The 26,142-nt window shown below is 47.4% G+C and carries 18 protein-coding genes; 15 read left to right on the top strand and 3 right to left on the bottom strand.

Translation table 11 applies throughout. The features are described from left to right. Nucleotides 1-166: 166 nt before the first annotated feature. Genes AC3ISQ_RS04310 through AC3ISQ_RS04245 form a run of 14 tightly spaced genes read left to right on the top strand, consistent with a single transcriptional unit; the run spans nucleotide 167 to nucleotide 19,668 of the window. The gene (locus tag AC3ISQ_RS04310; protein WP_489350861.1) at nucleotides 167-607 is read left to right on the top strand and encodes a type VI secretion system baseplate subunit TssE; all 441 of its coding nucleotides are present in this window, start codon (nucleotides 167-169) and stop codon (nucleotides 605-607) included. 14 nt (nucleotides 608-621) lie between these two features. Further along, on the top strand, nucleotides 622-2,466 hold the full coding sequence (tssF, locus tag AC3ISQ_RS04305; RefSeq protein WP_489350859.1) for a type VI secretion system baseplate subunit TssF: 1,845 nt from the start codon (nucleotides 622-624) through the stop codon (nucleotides 2,464-2,466). Continuing rightward, the gene (gene tssG / locus AC3ISQ_RS04300) at nucleotides 2,459-3,424 is read left to right on the top strand and encodes a type VI secretion system baseplate subunit TssG (protein ID WP_489350857.1); all 966 of its coding nucleotides are present in this window, start codon (nucleotides 2,459-2,461) and stop codon (nucleotides 3,422-3,424) included. The genes tssF and tssG overlap by 8 nt, the downstream gene beginning before the upstream one ends. Nucleotides 3,425-3,440: 16 nt before the next feature. After that, nucleotides 3,441-6,020 (top strand): type VI secretion system ATPase TssH, encoded by a 2,580-nt coding sequence (gene tssH / locus AC3ISQ_RS04295; RefSeq protein ID WP_489350855.1) that lies wholly within the window; start codon nucleotides 3,441-3,443, stop codon nucleotides 6,018-6,020. 22 nt (nucleotides 6,021-6,042) lie between these two features. Continuing rightward, nucleotides 6,043-8,094 (top strand): type VI secretion system Vgr family protein, encoded by a 2,052-nt coding sequence (locus AC3ISQ_RS04290; RefSeq protein WP_489350853.1) that lies wholly within the window; start codon nucleotides 6,043-6,045, stop codon nucleotides 8,092-8,094. Between the two features lie 15 nt (nucleotides 8,095-8,109). After that, nucleotides 8,110-10,293 (top strand): DUF2169 family type VI secretion system accessory protein, encoded by a 2,184-nt coding sequence (locus AC3ISQ_RS04285; RefSeq protein ID WP_489350851.1) that lies wholly within the window; start codon nucleotides 8,110-8,112, stop codon nucleotides 10,291-10,293. A gap of 21 nt (nucleotides 10,294-10,314) precedes the next feature. Then, nucleotides 10,315-11,448, top strand: a complete 1,134-nt coding sequence (locus AC3ISQ_RS04280; protein WP_489350850.1) for a pentapeptide repeat-containing protein — start codon at nucleotides 10,315-10,317, stop codon at nucleotides 11,446-11,448. Further along, nucleotides 11,441-12,052, top strand: coding sequence for a DUF3540 domain-containing protein (locus tag AC3ISQ_RS04275; RefSeq protein ID WP_489350848.1), 612 nt, complete (start codon nucleotides 11,441-11,443; stop codon nucleotides 12,050-12,052). Before AC3ISQ_RS04280 ends, AC3ISQ_RS04275 begins: the two co-directional genes overlap by 8 nt. Before the next feature lie 7 nt (nucleotides 12,053-12,059). Continuing rightward, nucleotides 12,060-12,425: a PAAR-like domain-containing protein gene (locus AC3ISQ_RS04270; RefSeq protein WP_489350846.1), complete on the top strand. Its 366-nt coding sequence runs from the start codon at nucleotides 12,060-12,062 to the stop codon at nucleotides 12,423-12,425. Continuing rightward, nucleotides 12,422-12,949 carry a type VI secretion lipoprotein TssJ gene (locus AC3ISQ_RS04265; protein ID WP_489350844.1) on the top strand — a complete coding sequence of 176 codons (528 nt, stop codon included), beginning with the start codon at nucleotides 12,422-12,424 and terminating at the stop codon, nucleotides 12,947-12,949. Before AC3ISQ_RS04270 ends, AC3ISQ_RS04265 begins: the two co-directional genes overlap by 4 nt. 5 nt (nucleotides 12,950-12,954) lie before the next feature. Further along, entirely contained in the window at nucleotides 12,955-14,310 is a 1,356-nt protein-coding gene (gene tssK / locus AC3ISQ_RS04260; protein ID WP_489350842.1) for a type VI secretion system baseplate subunit TssK, read from the top strand. Further along, entirely contained in the window at nucleotides 14,307-15,830 is a 1,524-nt protein-coding gene (icmH, locus tag AC3ISQ_RS04255) for a type IVB secretion system protein IcmH/DotU (RefSeq protein ID WP_489350840.1), read from the top strand. The genes tssK and icmH overlap by 4 nt, the downstream gene beginning before the upstream one ends. A gap of 10 nt (nucleotides 15,831-15,840) precedes the next feature. After that, a complete protein-coding gene (tssM, locus tag AC3ISQ_RS04250) occupies nucleotides 15,841-19,296 on the top strand; it encodes a type VI secretion system membrane subunit TssM (RefSeq protein ID WP_489350838.1) in 3,456 nt (1,151 codons plus the stop codon). An 18-nt stretch (nucleotides 19,297-19,314) separates the two neighbouring features. Beyond that, the gene (locus AC3ISQ_RS04245; protein ID WP_489350836.1) at nucleotides 19,315-19,668 is read left to right on the top strand and encodes a DUF6277 family protein; all 354 of its coding nucleotides are present in this window, start codon (nucleotides 19,315-19,317) and stop codon (nucleotides 19,666-19,668) included. Nucleotides 19,669-19,790: 122 nt separating this feature from the next. Here the strand turns inward: AC3ISQ_RS04245 and tkt are convergent, their stop codons facing one another. Next, the gene (gene tkt, locus AC3ISQ_RS04240; protein WP_489350834.1) at nucleotides 19,791-21,785 is read right to left on the bottom strand and encodes a transketolase; all 1,995 of its coding nucleotides are present in this window, start codon (nucleotides 21,783-21,785) and stop codon (nucleotides 19,791-19,793) included. A gap of 389 nt (nucleotides 21,786-22,174) precedes the next feature. Between tkt and loiP the strand changes: the two genes are divergently transcribed. Beyond that, nucleotides 22,175-22,927, top strand: a complete 753-nt coding sequence (gene loiP / locus AC3ISQ_RS04235; RefSeq protein WP_489350832.1) for a metalloprotease LoiP — start codon at nucleotides 22,175-22,177, stop codon at nucleotides 22,925-22,927. Between the two features lie 42 nt (nucleotides 22,928-22,969). On the opposite strand, the gene AC3ISQ_RS04230 is transcribed toward loiP, so the two are convergent. Together AC3ISQ_RS04230 and AC3ISQ_RS04225 are read right to left on the bottom strand one after the other, a co-directional pair. Further along, a complete protein-coding gene (locus AC3ISQ_RS04230; RefSeq protein ID WP_489353123.1) occupies nucleotides 22,970-24,610 on the bottom strand; it encodes a thiamine pyrophosphate-binding protein in 1,641 nt (546 codons plus the stop codon). Between the two features lie 39 nt (nucleotides 24,611-24,649). Further along, on the bottom strand, nucleotides 24,650-26,119 hold the full coding sequence (locus AC3ISQ_RS04225; RefSeq protein WP_489350830.1) for an aldehyde dehydrogenase: 1,470 nt from the start codon (nucleotides 26,117-26,119) through the stop codon (nucleotides 24,650-24,652). Between the last annotated feature and the right edge of the window lie 23 nt (nucleotides 26,120-26,142).

Raw genomic sequence — 26,142 nt, 5'->3', positions numbered from 1 at the left:
TGTATCGAGGCAGCAAGTTTGACACCCCCTAAAAGTATAGGTAACCATATGATTAGGAGGAGCAGACGATGCCAACAAAGATGCAACTTCAAGTATGACGGGTATACACGAAATACAATAGCTACTCAGCTTTGAGTAGCTATTTATACCAAGGATGAATGCTCTTATGAAATCTTCACAGCCCATAACTTTTGATAAACTAAGCCTGAAGATTCATGCTCAATCTTTTTCGTGGCGTCAAATACTACTGCGAGACATTGAGAGTTTGCTCAATGACTCTGCTCGCAGTGGTGAAATGAAATTGTATGATTTCCTTCACTGTAAGCATTCTGTCATTAATTATGGGCTTCCTCCTTTGGGGAAACAGTTTCCTATAACTACCGATGCAATGACTCTCGCTAAGCACATTCAAAATATATTACAAACATTTGAACCGAGGCTCATTTCGAAAAGCATCCAAGTACTCCCAGTCGTTGAGAAAAAAAGCGCAACAACATTAGCCATACTTTTTGATATTTATGGCATCTGTACTTTCTCAGAAAACAGCCAAGCCGTTAACCTTCGCATCGCACTCGACTACTCCAGTGGCACGGTTAAAGTGATATGAACACAGGAAAAAATATGCCTGATAATACTTTTCTTGCACTATATAACGATGAGCTGCGCTATTTTCGCCAAGCAGGTGAACAATTTGCTCGCGCACACCCCCAAGTTGCCCAGCATCTTGGCATGCATCCTAATGGCGTACTCGATCCCTTTATTGAGCGACTGCTTGAAGGTACCGCCTTTTTAAGTACACGTGTGCAGGAAAGACTGAACAATGAGCAGCCGGAGTTCGCCCTAAATATGCTTGCTCGCCTTGCCCCGCACTGGTACACCCCGACTCCTTCGATTGCCACTATTGCGATCAAGCCGGATATGACCTATCCACGTTGGGATGGCCAAACCCAGCTACCCAAAGGTAGTAAAGTAACACTAGAAGATGCTTCTCTTGATGGAAAAAGCGCTATTTTCACAACGGGCAAAACCCTCAACATTCAACCGATTGTTATTGAAGAAGCGGGCTATATTACGTCATCTTCACCTCAACTACCGAATACGATCACTCGTTATTTTCAAGATGCTCAGTCGCTGCTCAGATTAAGATTCAGTACGCGTGGTGTGCTTCCCCTTTCTGAGATCAATTTCTCACCACTGGCATTAACTGTTTCTGCCGATCTTGTTAAATCGAATCAAATTTTGACGCTGTTACTGAATCACTCATTACGTATTATTGCTTGGATCCATGACGAATCGCAGTCATTAATAAAAGAATTATCCCCTGACGCCCTGCGCCTGGACGGATTGAACGATGACACATCCCTATTGTTGCCACCAGTGCTGGGTGAGTTGCCGGGCAGCCGTATTATGCGAGAATACTTTGCCTTACCGGGACGGTTCTCTACGCTTGAATTACAGGGCTTAGAAGAATTACTGCAACATTCGGGTAAATCGACAGATTTCGAAATTTATTTCGTCCTAGATAAGTGTTTATTAGCATTAATCAATCATGTCGACGCGAACGATTTTAAACTTTTTGCGACCCCAATCATTAATCTCTACCGTCGCCGTTGCAACCCAATACTACTGAATCACGAACACGTTGAATATCCATTGATTGTAGATAAATTAAACACGTCGTTATACGAAATATATGATGTTGTACAAGTGAACGGCTTACATATCAACGGTAGCCGTATACCTTTCAGTACCATGCAAGATGATGTTATTTATCAGCAGCAAAATCTTGCCGCTACGTGGTCAGTCAGACGCAGAAGAGAACCACGAGCTTCACGCTACAACAACCCTCATTTGCCCGATGAAGATCTGTTTATTTCTTTTTCACTCGGAGAAGGAGGGCTGCCGCTCAATGAAATTAAATCGCTAAATGTAGAGGCTTTAGTCTGCGAAAGGCATTTATTGCCAATGCACTTGAAAAAGCCCGTCTTCCAACTGGAAGACGCCATGCCAATCCAGCCATTGGAAATTATTCGTTTCCCCAGTAACCCAAGACCGGTCCCATCACTCTCGCTGGTTTGGCATGCTCTGCAGCTATTGACGATTAATCCGTTACGCTATGCACTCCCACAGATAACTGACTGTTCCGCTCTGTTGCGTGACTGGTTGGCACTATTCTGCGTATCTGGCGATGCCCGCCACCAAAAGTGTTTAAGTAGCCTACAGCATGCAGCGGTTAACCATCGTTTTGAACGTTACCAAGGTAAAGGTCCCTTGGCATGGGTTCGTGGTGCGGAGATGAATATCAACTTGCGCCTTGATCACCATGCAGACTTGGGCGCTTTTATTTTTGCCAAAGTACTGCATCACGCATTAAGCCAGTATTGCGAATTAAATCAGTCACTCCGAATGAATCTTTTATTAGACGGTGAAATGGCTGCCCGATGGGAGTCGCTAAATAATGAATGAACACCCACCGAGCATACCGGCAACACCACAGCTGAGCGCACATCTCGATTTTTTCACTTTGCTGCGTGACATCGAACGTGTCCATAACCAGCAACCACGTATTGGGGAACGAAACGATAACTCGTTAACTTATTTGAAAATTGTTCAACAGGCAAACATGGCTTTTGCATCCAGAGAAGTGGCTCGCGTAATACAGGGACCGAAACACATTGAAGTCATCACTCGGTATTTCGGCCTTTTCGCCCCCTATGGACCATTGCCCATTTACGTGACCGAACACGCCCATTCAGAAGCACTGACCACCCACAATTGGGCATTACAGGATTTTGCCGGAATTCTTAGCCAGCGATTGGCAACCATGTATTACCGGGCATGGAACCAACTTAATCCGATCGTCGGAAATGATCGCGGAGAAGAAAACAGTAATTTTATTAATCGATTACGTCATATAGCCGGAGTGCCCTCGTCATCGGCTACGGACGATCCCATACAACGTTTGAGACTGGCATGGCCTGCTGCCTGGTTACCTGGACGAGCATCCTTGGGAACCCTGCAAAAAATGCTATCACGCTATTTTTCAGTCCCAGTAGTTATCACGCCACGCAGTGGAATATGGGTTAGTGATGCCGATGCATCTTTACATCAGCGCATAGGAAAATTGGGTTCGACACGTATTGGTCGGCGTTTTTATGACGTACAGCACAGTATCACAGTGGTTATTGGCCCCCTCGCGGCCAAATCTTATCAAGATTATCAACGAGGTAGGGCACGAATACTCTGCATGGCGAAAATTTGCCATGAGTTCACTAATCATCAGCAAGTGATTGATATTCAGCTACGTATTAAAACCTCTACCGATATGGCAGGGAAACTAGGCCAAGCACGGCTTGGCAGTAGTGGTTGGCTAAGGCCAAAAACGGGTATTTATCAGCAATCCGTCTATCGAACGGCGACATGACATAAGGATGGTGCAGATGTATCAACGTGAACGACTTTTTGCCCGTTTAGGGCAGTTTGCTTATCGAACCTTTGCTGATGCGACTCGTCTCTGTCGTACTTTTCGACATGAATGTGTTGAACTTGAGCATTGGCTTAGTGTGTTATCAAATCAAGAACATGGGGATTTCCCGCTGTTATGCAAACATTACAATCTCGATCAGCAGCGCATCGCTGAGGCACTTAACAAGATCCTGCACACAACACCTAATCGTTCCAGCATTGCCACTGCGCTCTCCTCACGTGTAGAGAACGCAGTAGAAAAAGGCATGCTAATCAGTCAATTAATTGACGATAGTCGTTCAGTTCGCACGGCTCATATTTTGTTGGGGCTGTTAAATGAACCGGCACAACAGCGTTGGTTATATCGCATCAGCGATGAGTTCAAAAAATTACCGCTACCACGAATTTCCGATGAATGTTGGGACATCATTACTCACTCAATTGAAAACGATCCCGCATTAGCTTCAGACAATCCTGTGATTGCGTCCCCTTCCCCCCAACCTACAGACGAGATCTTGCTCAAATGGTGTAGTGATCTCACTCAACTGGCACGAGAAGGGCAAATTGACGCAGTCATTGGGCGAGAAACTGAGCTCCGTCAACTTATTGATATTTTGCAGCGTCGTAGACAAAACAACCCTATTTTGGTGGGTGAAGCTGGCGTGGGTAAAACAGCAGTTGTTGAAGCTCTAGCACAACAGATGGTGTCAGATAGCATCCCCTCATTACTAAAGAATGCTCGGTTACTTTCTCTCGATTTAGCCAGAATGCAAGCTGGCGCGAATGTCAGAGGAGAGTTTGAATCACGATTAAAAACGCTTATTGATACCATTAAGCGCTCAGAACACCCCATCATTTTGTTCTGTGATGAGGCCCACACACTTGTTGGCGCAGGTGGCGATGCCGGTACAGGAGATGCGGTCAACCTACTAAAACCCATGTTAGCCCGGGGTGAACTGCGCATGATTGCGGCAACAACTTGGTCCGAGTATAAGCAGTTTATTGAACCTGATGCCGCATTGACTCGACGGTTCCAGCCCGTCCTGATTGCTGAGCCTGATGAGGCGTGCGCCGTAAAAATGCTGCGGGCGATTGCTCCCAAATTCTCACAACATCACAATGTGCTGATTCGTGAACCGGCGATCCATGCAGCCGTCAGACTCTCTATGCGTAACTTGCCAGCACGCCAACTGCCTGATAAAGCCATTAGCTTGCTAGATACCGCCTGTGCACGTGTTGCATTAAGCCACCATTGCCAACCCCTCGCTATCACTGAGTGTGTAGCGGAGATTGCTGCAATAACGCTAGAGCTGGAAAATCTTGTTGTTGAAGATCAATTTAATGCCACTGCTCGGAAAAAAATCAATAAATTAGAGCAAAAAATCCGCGAGAAAGAGTCGCAATTACAGGCACTTCAGCTTCGCCATGCAACGGAAACAGAACAACTCAGCCATTTTTTTGATTTCGACAATCAGCAAATACGAGATAGCGAAAAACTTGCCGCATTTTCTTTCGAGGAAACCCGCAGTGCCGCACCCTTAGTTTATCCGTGGGTTGATGAGTATGTGATTGCTGAAGTTTTGTCGGATTGGACAGGTATCCCGTCGGGACGGATGCTCCAAAGCGATATCGATAGTGCGCTACAACTAGAATCACATCTTGCTACGCAAATTTTCGGTCAGCAGGACGCAATTAAAGAAATTGCACAAGCCGTGCGGATCGCACGCGCGGGTATTCAATCGCAACATCGTCCGTTAGGCGTATTCATGTTGACTGGGCCAACAGGCACGGGAAAAACAGAAACCGCTACGGCTTTAGTTGAAGCCATGTATGGCGGCTCCCATCAACTCATTACCTTTAATATGAGTGAGTTTCAAGAAGCGCACAGTGTTTCAACACTTAAGGGGGCGCCGCCCGGCTATGTTGGTTATGGTAAAGGAGGCAAACTAACTGAAGCGGTCAGGCGTAAACCTTGGTCCGTCATCCTGCTCGATGAATTTGAAAAGGCACATCCCGATATTCACGATATTTTCTATCAAGTGTTTGATAAAGGTGTAATGGAGGATGGCGAGGGCCGGCAGGTGAGTTTCCGGCACTGTTTTATTATTTTAACCTGCAATGCCGGGGCGGAAGAGATTGAAAATGCCGCCCAAGCTGGCGATGAACTGAAAATATCGACATTACGTCCACGGGTTCATGATGCACTGAGTCGAATTTTTACGCCTGCGTTTATCGCACGTATGAACATCATCCCTTATCTACCATTAAGTGACGATGCCATTAAAAATATCGCAAATAAGTATCTGCAACAGCTCACAAATCGTTTGAATATTGAAACTGGTGCCAAATTAAAAATGGAAGGTGATATCGAAACATGGGTAACCGAACGTATCAAGCTTCATCCTTCACGTGGTCGTGCAGTCGAGAATCTACTTAATCAAACCGTATTACCGCTGATCAGTAATGAAATTTTAATGCGACAACGTGACGGAAAAATATTGCGAGAAATTCGGCTCACCGTTACTGATGGCGTACTGACGCTCGATTTTGACTAGCTATTATACATTGGGAGGCGTTATGCCCTTAATTGAAATTGAAAGTAATGAACTTAGCGCTATTGATGCCTTTCCACTCAGTTTCAAGGTAGAGGAAAGCTTATCTCATAACGCACTCTATCAATTAGAGTTTGAGACACCCTACCCTGATATTGATTTCGACTCTCTGTTAGGCCAGTCGGTAACCATCAATATTGAGCAGCCGACTAATCACTCACGCCATTTCAATGCCTATATCATTGGTGGTGAAGATTGCGGTCAGCGTGGAAATAAGTATGTTTATTCCCTAACGCTGAGTTGCTGGTTGTGGTTTTTGCAGCAAAACCGCAACTGCCGTATTTTTCAAAATAAAAATGTTATTGAGATCATTGAACTGATTTTTGAGCGCTACGGCATAGCGCATTATCGTCTTGATATTACCGAAAGCTACCCTAGCCGCGAGTACTGCGTTCAATTTGCTGAAAGTGACTTCAACTTTGTGAATCGTCTACTAGAGGATGAGGGCATTGGTTACTTTATTGAACATCATCAAGATGGGCATACATTAATTATTAGCGATCGCCAGCAGTTTCCTGATTTAGAGTTTGGTTATAGTTCACTGCTATTTACTCCAGATGGAGAAGAGGGACGCGCCATCCGTGAAGGGATCCAGCGTATCCAACGTCATCGCAAAGTGCGCCCAAACGAAATCGTACTGCGCGATTTTGACTATCTCAATCCACGTAAGAATCTTCAGGCTAAAGCAGCGGAAATAGAAAGTACTAGTACCACTTCCCCTCTCGAATGGTACGACTACGCAGCGGGTTACACCGATAACGAACGCGGGGAAACGCTAGCACGTATCCGGCTTCAGGAGCTACAGGCACAAGGATTACACTTAGTGGGGGAAAGTAATGCCATTGGTTTAATGCCTGGGAGACGATTTTCTCTTCAGCTTCACCCTGACAACCAGCGTAACCGTGGTTTTAAGCTACTGAGTTGTCATTATCATTTTGTACAAGATGGCCCCGATAGCAGCAGTCAGGGGCGGAACATCTCCTGCTCATTCATTGCAATGAATGACGATATTGCATGGCGTCCTGAACGCGTTACCTCACCACCGCGCATGCCAGGGTTGCAAAGCGCGACCGTAGTAGGTGCTCCTGAGTCAGAAGTTCATACAGACAAACATGCACGCATTCGAGTCCATTTCCATTGGGATCGCTACAAAACTAGCGAAGAAGACAGCTCATGCTGGATCCGCGTGGTACAGGCCTGGGCAGGAAAAGGTTGGGGTGTTGTGGCAATGCCACGCGTTGGACAAGAAGTTTTAGTGACTTATGTGGATGGTGATCTCGATCGCCCAATGGTAACCGGCATTGTTTATAACGGCGATAACCCACCACCCTATCGTTTACCTGAGCAAATCAACTACTCGGGATTGGTTTCACGTTCTTTACGTTTTGGACAGCAGCAAAACGCCAGCCAATTGACCTTTGACGATAAACGTAACAACGAACGCGTCATGCTCCATGCCGAACGTGATATGCAGCAAACCACCGAACGAAATCGTGTTTCCGATGTGGGGCAAGATGAATATGAAGTCGTCAAAAGAACCAAAACGGAGCAAATCGGTAACCATATTGCCTATCGAGATAACTATATCAATGTTACCGGGACAAAAGTTTCCTCCATCGATTTGAGCGCTACCACCACCAAAACCAGTATCTCCTCCACAGGTGAGAGCACGACATCTACGGGGATCAGTACCAGTTATACCGCAGTAAGTAATTCTGTGGTCGGTATCAGCAATTCAACAACGGGAGTCAGCACCTCACACGTCGGCATTTCTACCTCAATGGTCGGTATTTCCAACTCAATTACCGGTGTTAGTAATAGCATTACAGGTATCAGTAATAGACTAACTGGTGCAGATAACGCCGCCACAGGCAGCAGCATTTCAGTGACGGGTTCATCAATCAGCGCCGTAGGTTCAAGTATTAGCACGACCGGACTGTCTATTTCCTTTACTGGTGCAACTTATTCCCAGGTTGGGGTCGATCTAAAAACCATTGGATTGCAAAGTAAAAACTAAGCTAAGGGATATGCGATGAGGATTATCAAGCCACAACAGCTCTCTATGCTGAAAGGGAATTATCAACTGGGCCAGCAAAGCTACATGGGTATTAGCATCATCGCAGGTTGCTATTGTTCTGATCCCGAAAGATTCATCACGGAAACACAAATGTGGCAGGCATGGAATGCTGCCCCACATCTATTTCCGATTATGGACAGTGCCGAACCTAAGCCTTATGCCGAATTTTTGCTAGCCGGGCACATTGAACGTACCCAGCCAGTGACAATGGCGGATGCCAGTGTCGAGATAAATGGGCTACGGCGCCAATGGCAAATCGTTGGCGACCGAACAGATGCATTTTCCTCACCCAATCACTTTACTCGTATGCCATTGGATCATACGCACACATGGTCAGGCCAAGATGCAGTAGATAATCCCACAGGGAAAACACTACCCAATATCTCTTTACAGCATGAGGAGGAGCTCAATTCAAGCCGGGCAGCGCTTGCCGCACCGACGCCAGTACCTCATGATTTTCCGTTGCGGCAAAATTGGCTTCAACAAGTTCAGGCCGAAATGAACTCGGAAGAATATCTTGAAACCGTATTTCCTGGCTTGCCGACAGCGTTAGACCATCGTTATTTTCAGTTGGCTCCACCAGATCAATGGCTCACTCAGCCAGAATGGCCCGCTGAAGTTTCGCTAACACTCCAGGGGTTTAATGATGATCAGACAATGGCCTGTACGCTACCGGCGGTGAAAGCTATCGCTCTTGCCCAGCGCACGAACGGTGTCGTGGAAGAAATCTCACTGCAACGTAAAACACTCTGGTTACTGCCCGATAGCAATATCATTTTGATGATATTTACCGGTAGTTTACCGTTAACGCATCTACTGGATGAACCGTTTGAGACGCTATTATGCGGTCTGGATCATGCTCAACCTCAACGTCCCGTACAACATTTTTCACAGGTAATGGCACAACGCTTAGATAAGAACACGTCTCAATACGCATCACTCTATGACCCTGATCTTATGCCGCAAGGAATGCGCCTTGATGTCATTACTGACACCACTCAACACCCTAACTCTTTACGTTATAGCGGCCCCAATGCCAATCCGGAAGCGACGACGATTTATTATCAACAACTGCGCGAGCTTATTGATAACCCTGATTATCAACCCCAGAAAACCAGTATGAGGCCCTTTGACTGGGGCCGTGTAAAGATGAAGTTTTCTCCCATGGCAGACATTCAAAACACGGATCAGATCACCGAAAAATCATTCTCCTCACTGACGTTCAGCACATTGAGAAATAAACATTTTAGTCAATGCCGATTTTTTGACTGTTTTTTTTCCACTGCAACTATCGAGAGTTGCCAATTTGAGAACTGTAGCTTTGAAAGAACTCACTGGAAAAAAATGGCGCTGAATCAGGTGATATTTCTTCACACCACGTTCTCTGAATCTACATTTAATATAACAACATGGGACAATATCTCACTTAAAAACGTGTCATTTGATCATTGTCGAACAAATCAATTTTCGCTGATTTCATCACTCATTAAACAAAGTAATTTTAATCAGTGCAAACTGATACAATTCGATTTAAATAACTGTCGCGTTGAAAACTGTACTTTTGATGGAACCGTGTTTAATACCAGTAAATTTGCTCATTGCACGTTGAGTTCCGCCCTATTTAATCTGTGCCAGTCCAATGAAATGCATTTTTCTCATTGCAACATTGAAAAAAGCTCGCTGATCGGTTGCGAATGGCTAAAAATGCAGATTGATGAAAGTCAGCTTGATTGCGTAACCACTGGTTTATCTTGTGATTTCAGCCATTTGCATATCACTCAATGCTGGATGAAACGCTGTGGTTTGAGCCACGCAAAAATCCCTCATCTGCAAATGCGCCATACAACGGCAATTGAGACAAATTTTGACCAAAGTGATTTACGGGCTGCTCATATAGAATACTGCGATCTAACAGGCATACGCCTCAAAGATACACAATTGACCGATTCAACCTTGTGTCAGAGTAGCCTGCAACAAGGTTTGTTGTATAACGCCCAACTCGAAAGGACGCTATTTATCCAATGTAATCTCGCTGGCGCAAATTTGGCGATGATAACGCGTAATGCCGCAACAGTTTTTGATGATTGCTTGATTGACGCCGCTTGTTGGTTACCACAACGCACAGTAAAAATTAGTTAACGTCAGGATTAAGGAGCGAACATGCAGGAAAATAATTTAAATCAGCATATTGATAAAAATATAGTCAATACCACTCAAAAAGTGGTGCCTCCAACTATGCTAATAAAAGATAAAATCTTTAATTCTCTCGAGCACACCTCATTATTAGTTGAAAACGCTCGCTACCAAAATTGTCGTTTCATAAATATGAAACTAACTAAAATACAAATGAAAACGTTATACTTCGAACGGTGTCAATTCAATCAAATTGAATTAAATCACTGTGAGCTGGACAAATGTCATTTTATACAGTGTGAGTTGACAGGAGTGACATTTAACCAAACCACATGTTTCGACGGCTATTATCACAACAGTACATTAATCGCTTGGCATATTGAAAATACGCTTCAAGAAAGAGCTCTTTTTTATCAATGTCACTGGCAAGATGTCTCTATCCTGAACAGCCAAATGGCCTTTTTCAACATTGTTGAAGTCAAGGTGAATGGTTTCAGAGCGCAAAACTCCCTGCAGCAAGACTGGAATGGCTATCAAAATCACTTTCACACCGCGGAGTGGCAGAACGTGCAATGTGTCCGCAATGTCGTTGGTCACAGTCATTATGAAAAATGCGTGTTTCGAGACATCCAAGGTGGTGGGCAAATTTGGTTTAACTCTCAGTTTGTAGAGTGCAATCTGAGTAATTTGTCTCTTCCTGGAGGAAGTTTTCATCGTAGCCAACTCAAGCATTGCCAACTCAATGCAAGCAACTTCCGAGCAGCTCTGTTTATTGAATCACAACTCAGTGATTGTGATTTGCATGGTGCCATATTGCAGGCAATTCAGGCGCAAGATGCCACTTTTATTCGCTGCAATTTAAACGAGACACAGTTTCAAAAAGCACATTTGCAGCGCGCGACTTTTGATGCGTGTAGCACCGACCAATGGTGCTGCTCTGGTGCCGATCTACGTGGTGCCAGTCTTCAGTCATTGAGTAAGGAAACCTCATTAGCTGGGGGACGACTGCACGCAGCTCACTTGCCCGAGCAAACTCAACCACTGTTAACCGAAGAGCCGTTGCTAACAGCAATAGATCGCTGGTATACGCGCTTTCAACCCGGTCACTCAACAACACTTCCATTCCCTATCCAACCTTCAGGATCATGTCGCTATGTCTAAACATCAAGGATCAGCCCGTAAAGACTTATCACCGTCAAAAACTATTCAGCTTAGCGTGATACCCAAGATATCTAACGAGGAAAGTACGGCTTATGTCGCAACATTGAGAAAAGCAAAAAATGGCGATCTCTATATCGACGGCTATCACCATTTGGAATTGAAAGTTGCAACGAGTTGCCTTGCTCAGCCCGCAGTAGGAGATCGCGTGCGTTTTGTCGAAGACAGTGGTTTTATCATTATCCTCAACTTACTTTTTTGTGCCGATACAACGCGAGTATTAACACTTTCCAGCCCGCACCAAGGGCTGCATCTGCACGCACAAACATTGGAGTTGGAAGCCACAAAATCGCTCTCATTGACCAGTGATAGCCTCTCCCTATTCACTCGCTCAGGGAAATGGGTTACCGATACATTGCAACAAATTTCACGTCGCCTTTTCGTCAGAGCCCATACGTCACATCGTGTAATAGAACATATCGAGCAGATCCAAGCTCAGCACATGATGCAACAAGCCGAGCAGAGCTACTCACTTAACGTCAAATTGGGCTCCATTAATGCTTCTTCTGTTTTGAAGATTGATGGTGGCCAAATTCATATGGGGTAAATCAACAATGACAGCAGCAAACAATAATGGCGGTGGAATGAGCATAGCAGGTGTTGATCCGATGATCCCAGCTCCTGGGCCAAATCTCGCGCCGAACGGCACCGGTATCCCTAATGTAGCAAACTATTTTATCTGTGGTTGCAATGCGCAGAACATCGCGACGATCCGCACAACTACCATTGACTCTGGCGCAATAGTCGGTGCAGCTTCAGGCACTCATTCAGCACAGATGCAACCTATTCAGGGCTCAACAAAATATTTTCTACAGGGGTTACCATCTACACGGTTAAGCGATGCGAGTCTGACCAATAACAATAATACGGTCACCACACAGGTTGTACCAAGTCAGACAAAATATTTTATTAATACATGAGGTTGAGGATGGACTCTCGAATAATTAGGGTGGTTTTTCTCGTTGTTCTTTATCACTCGCTAACAGCATGTAGCTACTTTTACTCCTCAGATACGCTGGGGGTAAACCCAGATGCGCAAACCGTGAAGAGTAGCCACACCGTTGTTGTTGATCTCTCTGCTAGCAGTCAAGTAAATCTAACACCATTGGGCCAGCCTCAGCCGGTGAAAGTTTGCCTGTATCAGGTGAACCAACCTGGATGGGTGCCCAAGGGGTTACTTTCAGGTAACGTGTGTGCCCCCGAGTCACCGAATGAGAAGTTAAATAGCTCCTTCACGACTATCCTTGCACCGCTTACCTCGAGACGCTATCAGCTAGAGTTTCCGAACGATCGCCCAACCTGGCTGGTAATTGGTGCCGAATTCCAAAACCTTAATGGTGCGCGCTCGCTACTTCAACTCCATTCAGCACCTTCTCAATCATCAGTAATAAAAGTCAGCATCAGTAAAAACGGACTATTCAGTGATTATGGCAAAAAAGGATGAATAATATGTTCCCAAAACAACGTATTGCCTGGGTAGAAGGCATGCTCATGGAGCCACAGCATTTTCAACAACAAGAACGCTATTTTGAGCATATTATTGATGCCCGAATCAACGGCACACATGCCTATAATTGGGGTTTTAATGAATTAGAAATTGATGAGGGTTTCTTACAACAGGGAACGTTAGCACTAAGAAAAGCCAGCGGTATTTTTCCCGATGGTACACCGTTTAATTTTCCCACTGATGGCCCTCCCCCTGCACCACTGCGCATTACAGAGGAGGATATCGGTAAATATGTCTGCCTGACCATTTTGATGGATATACCGGGTAACGAATATATTCCTCTGGCAACAACGCATTATCATAGCCGATATCGAACAATTGATGCAGATATTGCCGATCGCAACAGCGGTATTGTGTCAGAGGGCACTCCCAACTCAGTGACCTTACAACTCGGCCAATTAAGCTATCGTCTGCAAATACGAGAACATATCAGTAGTGCGGAGTCGTCGCTAGTCGTGGCGTTGATCAGTGACAGACAACGAGATAAACGTATCAAACTTGATGAGTCGATACTGCCTCCAATGCTTGATTATCGAGCGATTGGCTGGCTGCAGGAAGCAGTAAAAGAGCTTGTCGGACTGATGGCACAACGATTAGAAGCGGTCTTTCAGTTTGACCTTTCCAGAACTGTTGGTGGCCTCTCTGAATTGATTGAACTGCTACTATTACAATCGCTCAGTGAATATCATCTGACACTGTCACATCTGCTTTCCCATAAACAAATCCATCCCGAAAGGCTCTATGTGGCATTAATCGGCCTATTGGGGCGGTTGAGTATCATTCCTGATGGTGAACGTATATGGAATCGTGAGGACTTAAGGTATCTGCACGAAGAGCCTCATCGTTGTTACTTTCCCCTCATAACTTCAATACGTAGAGCCCTTTCACTGGTCATTGAGGCTCCCGCTGTCGCTTTACCGTTTAAAGATCGTGGCGATAATATTTACTTGTGTCAAAACGACGCTCAATTACGACTGGAGAAGATAGTCTTTGCCATCAGCTGTGCATTACCGGCCGATCTGTTACGCGGCTATTTCCCGGCACAAACTAAATTGGGGCCTGTAGAGAAAATATCTCAATTCGTTGATTTACAACTTCCCGGTGCTCGTCTGCTACCAATGACTGCACCACCACGCCATATTCCTTACTACCCCAATAGTATTTACTTTGAAGTCGATACTTCCGATGCCGTTTACCAAGAAATGATGTCTGGTGCAGCAATGGCGCTGAGCATCGTGGGTGATTTTCCCGAACTCCGTTTTGACGTATGGGGCCTACGGCAAGGAAGAATAGGATGAGTAATTTTGAACACAAAATTCGCGAAACGCTGGCGGCGACAACGCGTGGATCTTCATCCCAAAACGGCACGCACCTACCTACCAGTACTCCACTAATGAAGTATGGAAGTAACTTGTCTGCGGGAGCTGCCTTGGGATCGGCGTTATTGGCAACAAAAACAGCACTGTCGGAGAACACTCACAAGCCTGATAACACAACATCTTCACTAAATAACGATCAAAGCATCGTACCAATGAAAGAGATCCCCGACCAGTCGGAGGATTTTACCGGACGCAGCACCTTAACCAAACCCGGCATATGCGCCGGGAGTTGGTCAAATCCATTAATTTATGCTGCAATGCCTTTTCTTCTATTAGTTGAAAAAATAAAAACACATCGTCAATCCTACGATAGTGCTCTTCGTGCTCAATTAGTGCGTGAGATCCAATTTTTTCAACAGCAATTAGCCAAACAACAGATCCTTCCAGAGGATATCCATAATTTCACTTACTTGCTGTTTGCCTATATCGATGAAAATATATCAAGCGCATATAATACCTCCTCTAGTAACTTAACATTACTGGTTGAGTTTTACCGTGATGCCTGGGGAGGAGAGAAATGCTTCGAGCACTTAAATATGTATTGGCAAGAGCCGCAAAAAAATCACGATATTCTCGCCTTTTATGACTTGATATTATCACTCGGTTTCAAAGGCAAATACCATATGATTGAGCGGGGGCCTGTATTGTTGGCTGATTTACGCCATCAACTTGACACATTACTCTATCAACGTAATCCGATAGAAACGCTTGCCGACTCAGAACCTGCCAAGATAATAGTAAAGGGTAAGCGTGTTACACCTTTGAGGATGTTGGGCGCAGGATTGATCCTATCATTACTCTTTTATGGCGGAACATCATGGTATCTACATGATGCATCTCGAAATTTACGCAATGCAATTATGGCATGGACTCCACCAGAACCACGCAAAATTAATATTATGACCACCTTACCGCAGCCGCTTCCTCGTATTTTGAACGAAGGTTGGTTGGAGGCGCGCGTAGACCCGCGCGGTTGGCTGCTTATTTTCACCTCCGACGGCGCTTTTGCCACGGGTAAATCGGTACTTTCCCAAGAATTCCAAAATAAACGCAATATTGAGCGTTTAGGTGAAGCTCTATCACCGTGGCCCGGCAACCTCGAAGTTATCGGGCATACCGACAGTGAACCTTTCCGTAAAAACCTCAGTAATTCGAATCTCAAACTCTCTACAGCGCGAGCACAGGTTGTCGCCGATAAGTTACAAGAAGTGATGCAGGACGATACTAAGTATCAACGCCAAATCACGTCATTAGGGAAAGGAGATGCCGAACCGCTGACTGACAACAGCAGCGAAGCTGGCCGTCGTCGCAATCGTCGCGTGGATATTTTATGGGAAGTTGGGAATCGTGGTGAGGTAAAAGCCGAGAATAACGACGTTTCACCTGTACCACCAGATACCGCTGAGGTCCTCAGAGAACTCATGGGACATGCAAAATAAGGAAATTGTTATGTTACGTCGATTCTTCAAAGTCGTAATAGCATTGCTGCTTTGCGCCATTATTTGGTGGATTGGTCCACTGATTTCAATTGGCGCTTGGGTACCGCTGAGAGCCATCTGGGTACGATTGATTCTGGTTGTATTGATCGGTTGCTGGGCGCTATGGCCTTTTGTCGCCCTTTTCCTCAGCTGGTTTCTACATCAAATACGTGCTTCTTTTACACCAAGTGAAAATAAGAGTGAGCGAGATCGCGTCACCGTACGTTTTCATGATGCCGTACGCACGCTGCGCTACGTTGGTTTAGCGCAACAACGCGGCAACTGGCAGCGCTTTATTTATCGCTTTAAGCATCGTTACCTCAATGATCGTCCTTGGTTCTTGGTTCTCGGCCCTACAAATAGCGGTAAAACGTCACTTCTTAGCGAAAGTGGTCAGCAATTCTTGATGGCGGAACAATATGGACTAACTCAAACGACGGATACTGGACCCACTCAGGATTGTAATTGGTGGTTGACTGACCAAGCGGTTTACATCGATACCGCTGGAGAATGGACGCAACTACAGGGGCAAAAAGAAGCATCATCCAAAGCGAGAACTCGTCTCTTTAAGCTACTGCTCCGCTTTCGCCAGCACCCACCTATCGATGGCATTTTCCTCTGCCTGAATGCCCATTGGTTATTTCATGCTTCATTAACCGAACGTAAAACATTGGCCGATGCATTACGTGTGCGCATACTGGAAACAGCAGAAAAATCACACAGTGATGTTCCTGTCTATCTCATTGTCAATCATCTTGACGTTCTACCCGGAGGAAAAACATTTCTCACTATCATAGATGACAAGCTGTTCTCAAAAGGACTCGGTTTTAACCTAGTACAAGATGAATACAAATTACACAACCTAGCGCTGGCCGAAATACAATACCGCGATATGGTTTCGCGAGTAAGTCAATATATCCTTGAGGTGTTGCACGAAATTACTGCTGAAGATACACAACGGGAGTTACTCTATTTCACAGAGGCGTTGGGTTCATTCAGAAACCCGCTTTATAGCCTATTAGAACAAATTTTCCCGGCGACCCCTATTGGTTATGTCGGCCGCCTACAACAACTATGGTTTGGTAGTTCTTTGGCACTACCTATCCAAAGTCAATTGATGTCAGGTGCTTGGGAAAATAGGCCAATGGGCACCATGTATAACGAAGCATTTAATCAGGCCATAGCCGAGCGTGGGGTTCTGCAAAAAAACCGACGTAGTCAACCTTACCCACAACGGGTGAAATCACTATTACGTTACTGCGCAATAGTGCTATTACTAGGCGGTACATTCAGCGTATTAGCCAGTCGTTATTTTTGGGAAAGAGACTATCTAGCATTCATCACTGCACGTTTTGATGAAACACGGCGTTTGGTTCACGAAGTACCAGAGACTAATCGTCCTGGCGAAGGTCTGATTACCGCCTATGAACAATTGGGTTATATGAATACTCAGTTGCAAGGTGTTACGTCACCTTTATTGAACCCTTATATTGAACACCAGCTAATAAATGATGCAGCTGAGAAAACCTACCATCGTCATTTATTAAAATTCTTCCTGCCCGCAGTGGAAAATTATGTCACTAGCACTCTAACCCGTAACCTTAGTCATTCTAACAATGATATCTATGGCACATTGAAAGTTTATATGATGTTAGCTGAACCTGAACATCGCTCTGCTGAAGCTTTATCTAGTTGGTTTATGTCACGTTGGGATGATTTCACCCCTTCAGGCTACAACGATATGAATAAAGCAGTGCTCAATTATCATCTACAAGAACTCTTCAGGTTAAAAACGACACCTGCTATGAAAAAAGATGAGGATCTGGTCAGGTTGGCACGACTTAGAGCGGCAGAGATCCCGATCCAGATGCGAGTAGTACGCCGTATCGATGAAAAAAATCAGGCATCTTCGACTCAAAATATCTCACTCGCCGATGCTGCGGGGGCCGATGTCGCGCTCACATTAAGGCGCAAAAGCCAAGCCACCCTCACCGATATAGCCATACCTAAGTTTTATACTCGCGCCAGTTATCGCGATGTTTTCATGCCCCAGGTAGAAAATATGGCTAATGAAGTGACAAAAGAAGAAGCATGGGTACTGCAAGATTCGGCTGATGTATCCCTTACCACACTAGCCTCCGTGCAAAAACTCGCCGACGAGGCTCGCAAGCTTTACTTATTGGAGTACGCCAACACCTGGGATGCATTTTTGCAAGATGTCCGGGCTCGTCCGGTCAGTAACCTAGATGATGCGGCGCAACTAGCTCGCCAACTTGCCGATCCCTCATCCCATTTGGCTAATCTGATTCGCTTCACCCTGCGTGAAACTAGTCTTACGGGCAAAGATCAAGGGGGAGCAACCAGTTGGTTCGATCGGCAACGTAACAATTTTACTATGCAAAAACGCGATATCATGGATGAAATTACAGGTGAACGCTCGCGTTTTCGTAATACTCCCGAAGACACGGTAGAAGATCGCTTCCAGCAAATCCGTCGCCTAGGTTTAGAATTGAGCAACGCCCCCAATAATGGCAGTGATCGACTATCGCGGTTGTTTGATGCACTTTATAGCCAAATCTCCACGCTGGCAGTTTCGCTACGCAGTGGGCAAGTCCTTCAACAAAATGAGGGATTAAAACGTTCTCATCTTGATGCTGCACGCCAACCTGAACCAGTACGAAGCGTAATGATGGATCTGATCGATTCGGGCAATATGCAAAGCCTGCAACTAAATCGTCAAAACCTCAGTCAAAGTACCGCCTCACTAGCATCAGGATTATGCAATGGAACTACGCTCAATCGGTATCCGTTTACACGTACAGCCAATGCTGAAATCGGTATTGAAGACTTTACTCGCTTATTTAGCCGTACAGGGGTGATGCAAACCTTCTTCGATCAAAACCTGGCTAATTATGTCGATACCAATTCACGCCCCTGGAAAGTGAAAGAGAAAGATATCGTCAGTAATAGCACAACAAAGTCCTTTGAGAACGCCGCATTAATTCGCGACACTTTCTTTTCTACTGGTGACAAAATCTCCTTTTCGATGTTTATCCGTCCTGATTCACTCTCACCAAATATTGCTGAAGCATCCTTGGATATTGATGGACAGCAAATTACCTACAGTCATGGTTCTAGCCAACCCACACGAATCGATTGGCCCGGCCCAAAAGGAGGGAGCTACATCCGTCTAACCTTTAAAACCATCGACGGTAATATTCAAACGGCAATGTTTGAAGGGCCGTGGGCAATTTTCCGCATGTATGATTCAAGCACTATTTCTACTTCAAGCTCCGATAGTCGATATTTAAGTATGGCATTACAAGGTATTACAGGTTCATTCCGTCTGGAATTACGTTCAACTATGAAAGATTTTCCTCTTTGGTCAAGAGCGTTAAAAAACTTCTCTTGCCCTAAAGCACTTTAATAAAAAGGAGAAAGTAACATGTTAGATACAAAAGCAATCCTTGAAACTATCAAATCAGGTATCGCACTGAGTTCAAACGCGCAATCGAAGTTATCTGGTCAATTCACGCAGAGTGCCAGTTCAATGTCACTCTCTGGGGGTGAGGGGGCAAGTTCTGTGATGGGCAGTTCGGCAGAAGCTTGTCAACAAATGAGCACACAAATGAATAAGGCTTTTGCAAGTCTGCAAAATGATTTAGAAGCACATCAAAAGATGCAGCAGCAGGAACAACCCGAGAATTTCCACCAAACAATGGAAGATTTGCGAGAAATGACAGCGAAAGGATTTCCTAACGAGGATCGCGGTTTTCTTAACGGAAAGAAAAAGATCTAAGTTAGATTAATACCGATCCAAAATCATTCGAACCATCATCGCGTCAGTATCACAACCCCGAAGGAACGATACTCATAGGTGAAAAAGTCCCCCCAAAAGTTGCACGGGGGGACTTTATTATTTTACTTCAACAGCGCTTGTGCCTTGGCAACCACGTTGTCGACGGTAAAACCGAACTCTTTGAACAGTTGTTCTGCTGGAGCAGACTCGCCGAAGCTGGTCATCCCCACTACCGCACCGTTCAGGCCAACATACTTGTACCAGTAATCCGCAATACTGGCTTCGATCGCCACACGAGCAGAAACGGCTGCAGGCAATACAGATTCACGGTAAGCCGCATCTTGCTTGTCGAAAGCATCGGTCGATGGCATAGAAACCACACGTACCTTACGGCCTGCGGTGGTCAGTTGATCAGCCGCCGCCACCGCCAGTTCAACTTCAGAACCGGTGGCGATCAGGATCAACTCTGGCTGACCTGCGCAATCTTTCAGCACGTAAGCACCACGGTAAACGTTCGCCAACTGCTCAGCAGTACGTGGCTGTTGAGCCAAGTTCTGACGAGAGAAGATCAGCGTAGTTGGACCGTCGTTGCGCTCGATACCGTACTGCCAAGCGATGGCAGATTCAACTTGGTCACATGGACGCCAAGTGCTCATGTTCGGCGTCACACGCAGGCTAGCCAATTGCTCAACCGGCTGGTGCGTTGGACCATCTTCACCCAGACCAATTGAGTCGTGGGTGTAAACGAACACGTTACGGATCTTCATCAGCGCAGCCATACGCACCGCGTTACGGGCATATTCTACGAACATCAGGAAGGTGGCAGAGTACGGCAGGAAACCACCGTGCAGTGCGATACCGTTGGTGATTGCGGTCATACCGAACTCGCGCACACCGTAGTGAATGTAGTTACCGGCCAGATCGTCGTTCAGCGCTTTAGAACCAGACCACATGGTCAGGTTGCTTGGCGCCAAGTCAGCAGAACCGCCGAGGAATTCTGGCAACACTTTACCGAAAGCTTCCAGCGCATTTTGCGACGCTTTACGGCTAGCGATGTTAGCTGGGTTCGCCTGCAGTTTCTCAACGAAAGCTTTAGCATCTGCTTTCCAGCTTGCTGGCAGTTCGCCCTTCATACGGCGTTTGAACTCAGCCGCTTCCGCTGGGAAGGCTTTAGCGTAGGCAGCAAACTTGGCATCCCAAGCAGATTCTTTCGCTTTGCCGGCTTCTTTAGCATCCCACTGGGCGTAGATGTCTTGTGGAATTTCGAATGCTGCGTATTTCCAACCCAGAGCTTCACGAGTTGCCGCCACTTCGGCTTCACCCAGTGGAGCACCGTGAGAATCGTGGGTACCGGCTTTGTTTGGTGAGCCGAAACCGATCACGGTTTTGCACATCAGCAAGGATGGCTTGTCGGTCACTTTATGGGCTTCTTCGATCGCCGCTTTGATGGAGTCAGCATTGTGACCATCAACACCACGTACCACGTGCCAGCCGTAAGCTTCGAAACGCTTAGCGGTATCGTCGGTGAACCAACCTTCTACGTGACCATCGATAGAGATACCGTTGTCATCGTAAAACGCAGTCAGTTTGCCCAGCTTCATGGTACCCGCCAGCGAGCAAGCCTCGTGGGAGATACCTTCCATCATGCAGCCGTCGCCCATAAACACATAGGTGTGGTGATCGACGATGTCATGACCCGGTTTGTTGAACTGAGCCGCCAGAGTACGCTCAGCAATCGCGAAACCTACACCGTTAGCGATACCTTGACCCAGTGGACCAGTGGTAGTTTCTACACCTGGGGTATAGCCGTATTCTGGATGGCCTGGGGTTTTGGAATGCAACTGGCGGAAGTTTTCCAGCTCGCTCATTGGCAGAGCGTAACCGGTGAGGTGCAGCAGGCTATAAATCAACATCGAACCATGACCATTAGACAACACGAAACGGTCGCGGTCTGCCCAGTGCGGGTTCTGCGGGTTATGGTTCAGATAATCACGCCACAGGACTTCGGCGATATCTGCCATGCCCATCGGGGCGCCAGGGTGGCCGGATTTTGCTTTTTGCACGGCGTCCATGCTAAGTGCGCGGATCGCGTTGGCAAGCTCTTTACGAGAGGACATGTTCTACTCCAGGTCGGATTAAAAAAGCAGTCAAGTTTTCTATTTTCTCAGGTTCAGCATTATACCCTAAATAATTCGAGTTGCATCGAGGCAGGTCGCTCCTGCGCATCCCTGCGCTCGCGACATTGGTGCATCCATGCACGGCACAACCGAGCGAGTCCCGATGAGCTTACTCCAGAGCCAACAAAGATGCAGCTCGAAGTATGCCGGGTATAAACGGCAATCCTTAATGCCAAATAGGAGCGTATTCACAACTTATTAGTCAAATTCGCCCGTTTTTCGGAATAACTCTATTTTCGCAGAGATTGACGTACACTAGGCTCGTGCGGCTAGATTACCCTAAACAACTACCGCACTGCTCTCTATTACTGTCATAGGAAAATGACGTTATGAAAATTCGTACCTCTTTGATTGCTTTAAGCATTGTAACCATAGTTAGTGGCTGTCAAAACCTTGATCCCAATGCCCTGATGCAATCAGGGGCGCAGGCGTTCCAAGCGGCGACGCTGAGCAATGACGACGTAAAGACACTGAGTGATAAATCTTGTGCCGAGATGGACAGTAAGGCACAAATCGCACCGGCTAACAGCCCATACACCCAACGCCTAAACAAAATTGCGGCAGCCTTGGGGGATAATATCAACGGCGTCCCGGCTAACTACAAGGTTTATATCACCAAAGATGTTAACGCTTGGGCAATGGCTAACGGCTGTATCCGCGTGTATAGCGGCCTGATGGACATGATGACCGACAACGAAGTCGAAGGTGTAGTCGGTCACGAAATCGGCCACGTCGCGTTAGGTCACACCCGTAAAGCAATGCAGGTTGCTTACGGCACCGTGGCGCTGCGCACTGCAGCGGCCTCTGCCGGTGGCATCGTCGGTTCGTTGTCGCAATCACAATTAGCTGATATCGGCGAAAAACTGGTCAACGCCCAGTTCTCGCAGAAGCAGGAAAGTGAAGCCGATGATTATTCATTCGATTTGATGAAAAAACGTGGTATCGATCCAAACGGCTTAGTCACCAGCTTTGAGAAACTGGCAAAACTGGATGCTGGCCGTCAAAGCAGCATGTTTGACGATCACCCACCATCCGAAGAGCGTGCGCAACATATTCGCGAACGTATCGCGGCAGGGAAGTAATGTAATGAAGCGCCCGGCTATTTCGCTGGGCGCAATTATCAATCAATACAACGTTTTCTGCGGTGGTCCGGCGAAGGTCAATGGTCCGACGCTTTTCATATCCACTTCTACCACCGATGGCCCCGGATAGTTAATCGCCTCTGCCAGCACGCCGTTAAATTGCGCCGCATCCTCCACTTTCCACGCTTTCAGCCCCATCGCTTCCGCGACTTGGGTGAATGCCGGCGTATGCAGTTCGTTGTAATACTGGCGACCCGCAAAGTATTTATCTTGAATGCCACGCATCACACCGTAGCCACCGTCGTTCATGATTAATAAGGTGAGATTGGCCTGTTCCTGCGCCATGGTCGCCAGTTCGCCCAACCCCAGCGCTAAGCCGCCATCGCCCACCAGCCCGACCACTTTACGTTGCGGATTGGCGATCGCCGTGCCGATCGCCATCGGTAACCCCATGCCGATCGCCCCCGCCAGCGAGTGAATGTTACACAGCGGCGAAATAGCCCGGAACAGGCGGCTGCCCCACACGCTGCCGGAAACCGTGATATCACGCACCAGCAGGCCATCATCCGGCAATGCTGCCGCGATAGCATCGTTCAATTTGGCGTATTCACCTGACTGTTCACGTAGTGCTTTTTCCGCCTGCTGCACCGCGCTAATGATTTCAGCGTCCCAAGCCGCATTGGCTTTCTCCCCTGCGGTAAACCGCGCCGCTAGGGCATTCAACAACGCCGCACAATCACCACTGATCTGTTCATCCGCTAAATAGTTACGGTTGCCCGCCGCCGGATCGATATCAATTTGCACCAGCGGATGCGGTAACGGTAACGTCCAAGTTCGGGTTTCGTTACTGCGCAGACGCGAACCGGCAACCAACGTTAAATCGCACTGAGTCATGATCGCCTCTACGCTTGGCGAGTTGTGAAACGCGCGCAGGCTGCGTGGATGGCTATCCGGTAGAATGCCCCGGCCGTGGGTACTGGAGATCACCGCCACGCCAACGTCCGCCAATTTCCTGACCGCTTGCTGACAGGCCAACGCCCCGCCGCCAACCCACAGCAACGGACGTTTTGCATTACGCACGTGCTGATATAAACGCTCGACTGCCGCCGCGTCTGCCGCGGGTAACGCCGGTGCAGAGACCACTTCGGTCAGTACCGAGCTGGAGACTAATGCGCTTTGAATATCGATCGGGATCTCGACCGCCACCGGGCCACAAGGCGCAGTCTGCGCTTCCTGAATCGCCCGTTGGATCACCGCGACCGCTTGCTGTGGCGAGTTGACGCGATAAGCGCGTTTAGAACAGGCACGCAGGAAACCCATCTGATCTTTAGTTTCATGGATAAAACCGGCGTCGGCGTCGAGATAGGCTTTCTCCACCTGACCGGTAATGTGCAGCATCGGCGTGTTGGCGTTTAACGCTTCCACCATCGCACCGACCGCATTACCGGCACCGGCTCCCGTGCTAGTCAGCGCCACACCCAAACCAGAAAAACGACCATGGGCATCGGCCATCGTCACCGCCCCCGCTTCACCTCGCGCTGGGACGAAGCGGATCGCTCCGCGTTGGCCGACCGCATCGGCAATCGGCAAGTTGTGAATCGAGATAATGCCGTACATCGCCGACACGTTGTACTGCTCCAGAGTTCGAGCAATCGCTTCACCAACCGTAATTTTTTCGCTCATCATTGTTACCTTATTATGATTATTTAGTGCGCTAGTGACTTAATCACTCCAGCGATTCGATTGATGACTCAGGGACAGATACAGGCTCTTTTGCTGCATATAGGCCTTAATGCCGTGCAAGCCTTTTTCTCGCCCTAGCCCGCTTTCTTTGAATCCGCCAAACGGCGTAGAAATCGAGAACACTTTGTAGGTGTTAATCCATACGGTGCCGGTTTCCAATTTCTCGGCCAGTGCCATGGTGCGTGGGAAATCACGGCTCCAGATCCCGGCAGCCAGTCCGTAAACCGAGTCGTTCGCCATCTCGATCAATTGCTGCTCATCATCAAACGGCAATGCCACCAGCACTGGGCCGAAGATCTCTTCCTGACAGGCGCGAGCGTCGTTGCTCAACCCTTCAATAATCGTCGGCAAGTAATAACTGCCGTTGGAAAGCTGCGGATCGGCAGGCGCTTCGCCACCGATCAATACCTTGCCGCCTTCTTGTTGCGCCAGGGCCACGTAATCCGCCACGCTTTGGCGATGTTTCTCGCTGATCAATGGCCCCAGATGCACACCCGGTTGCAACGGGTTGCCGATGCGTAAACCAGCAGTCAGCTCACATAAGCGGTTCAACAAGGGTTGATATAACGAACGATGGACGAACAGTCGTGAACCGGCGATGCACGCCTGCCCAGCGGAGCTGAAAATGCCGTAACAGATACCGCGTGCCGCCTGCTCCAAATCGGCGTCTTCCAGCACGATAGTCGGCGATTTTCCGCCCAATTCCAGCGAGGTTGGGATCAGTTTTTCCGCCGCGATATGCGCCAAGTGACGTCCAGTGCTGGTGCCGCCGGTAAAGGAGATTTTTTTCACTAACGGATGGCGTGCCAAGGCTTCGCCAATCACCGAACCTTTACCCGGCAATACGCTCAGCAAGCCAGCAGGTAACCCGGCCTGTTCGAACAGTTCGGCCAGTTTCAACGCCATCAGCGGCGTGGCTTCCGCTGGTTTGAGGATTACGGCGTTACCCGCCGCCAATGCCGGAGCCACTTTTTGCATTTCGCTGGCGATCGGCGAGTTCCATGGAGTAATCGCGGCGATCACACCCAATGGTTGATACTGGCTCAATGTCATCAGCTCGGCGTTACGCTGCGTCGGCAATTCACCTTCCAGCACTTCACAAGCGGCAGCAAAGTAGCGCGCCGTGGCTGCTGCACTGGCAACCAGACCACGGGTTTCCGCCAACGGTTTACCATTGTCGTGAGTTTGTAATTGCGCCAATTCTTCTAGCTGCGCGGTGATCAAATCGCTGACGCGGTGCAAAATCGCTGCGCGTTGATGGGGCACTAAACCACGCCATGAGGGCGCGCGCCAAGCCTGCTCTGCCGCCGCAACCGCGTCATTAACGTCATCCACGTTAGCCGCGCGCAGTTGCGCATTCAGCGAACCATCTGCGGGAAAGACTGAACTCATCATGTCACCGCGTCCTTCACACCAGCGCCCTGCGACAAAAATCTTTAACGTTTCCATGGGGAACTCCTATTATTTTTCCG

The sequence above is a fragment of the Serratia sp. KH_031 genome (assembly GCF_057839655.1).
This window is presented reverse-complemented; position numbering and strand designations above follow the sequence as displayed.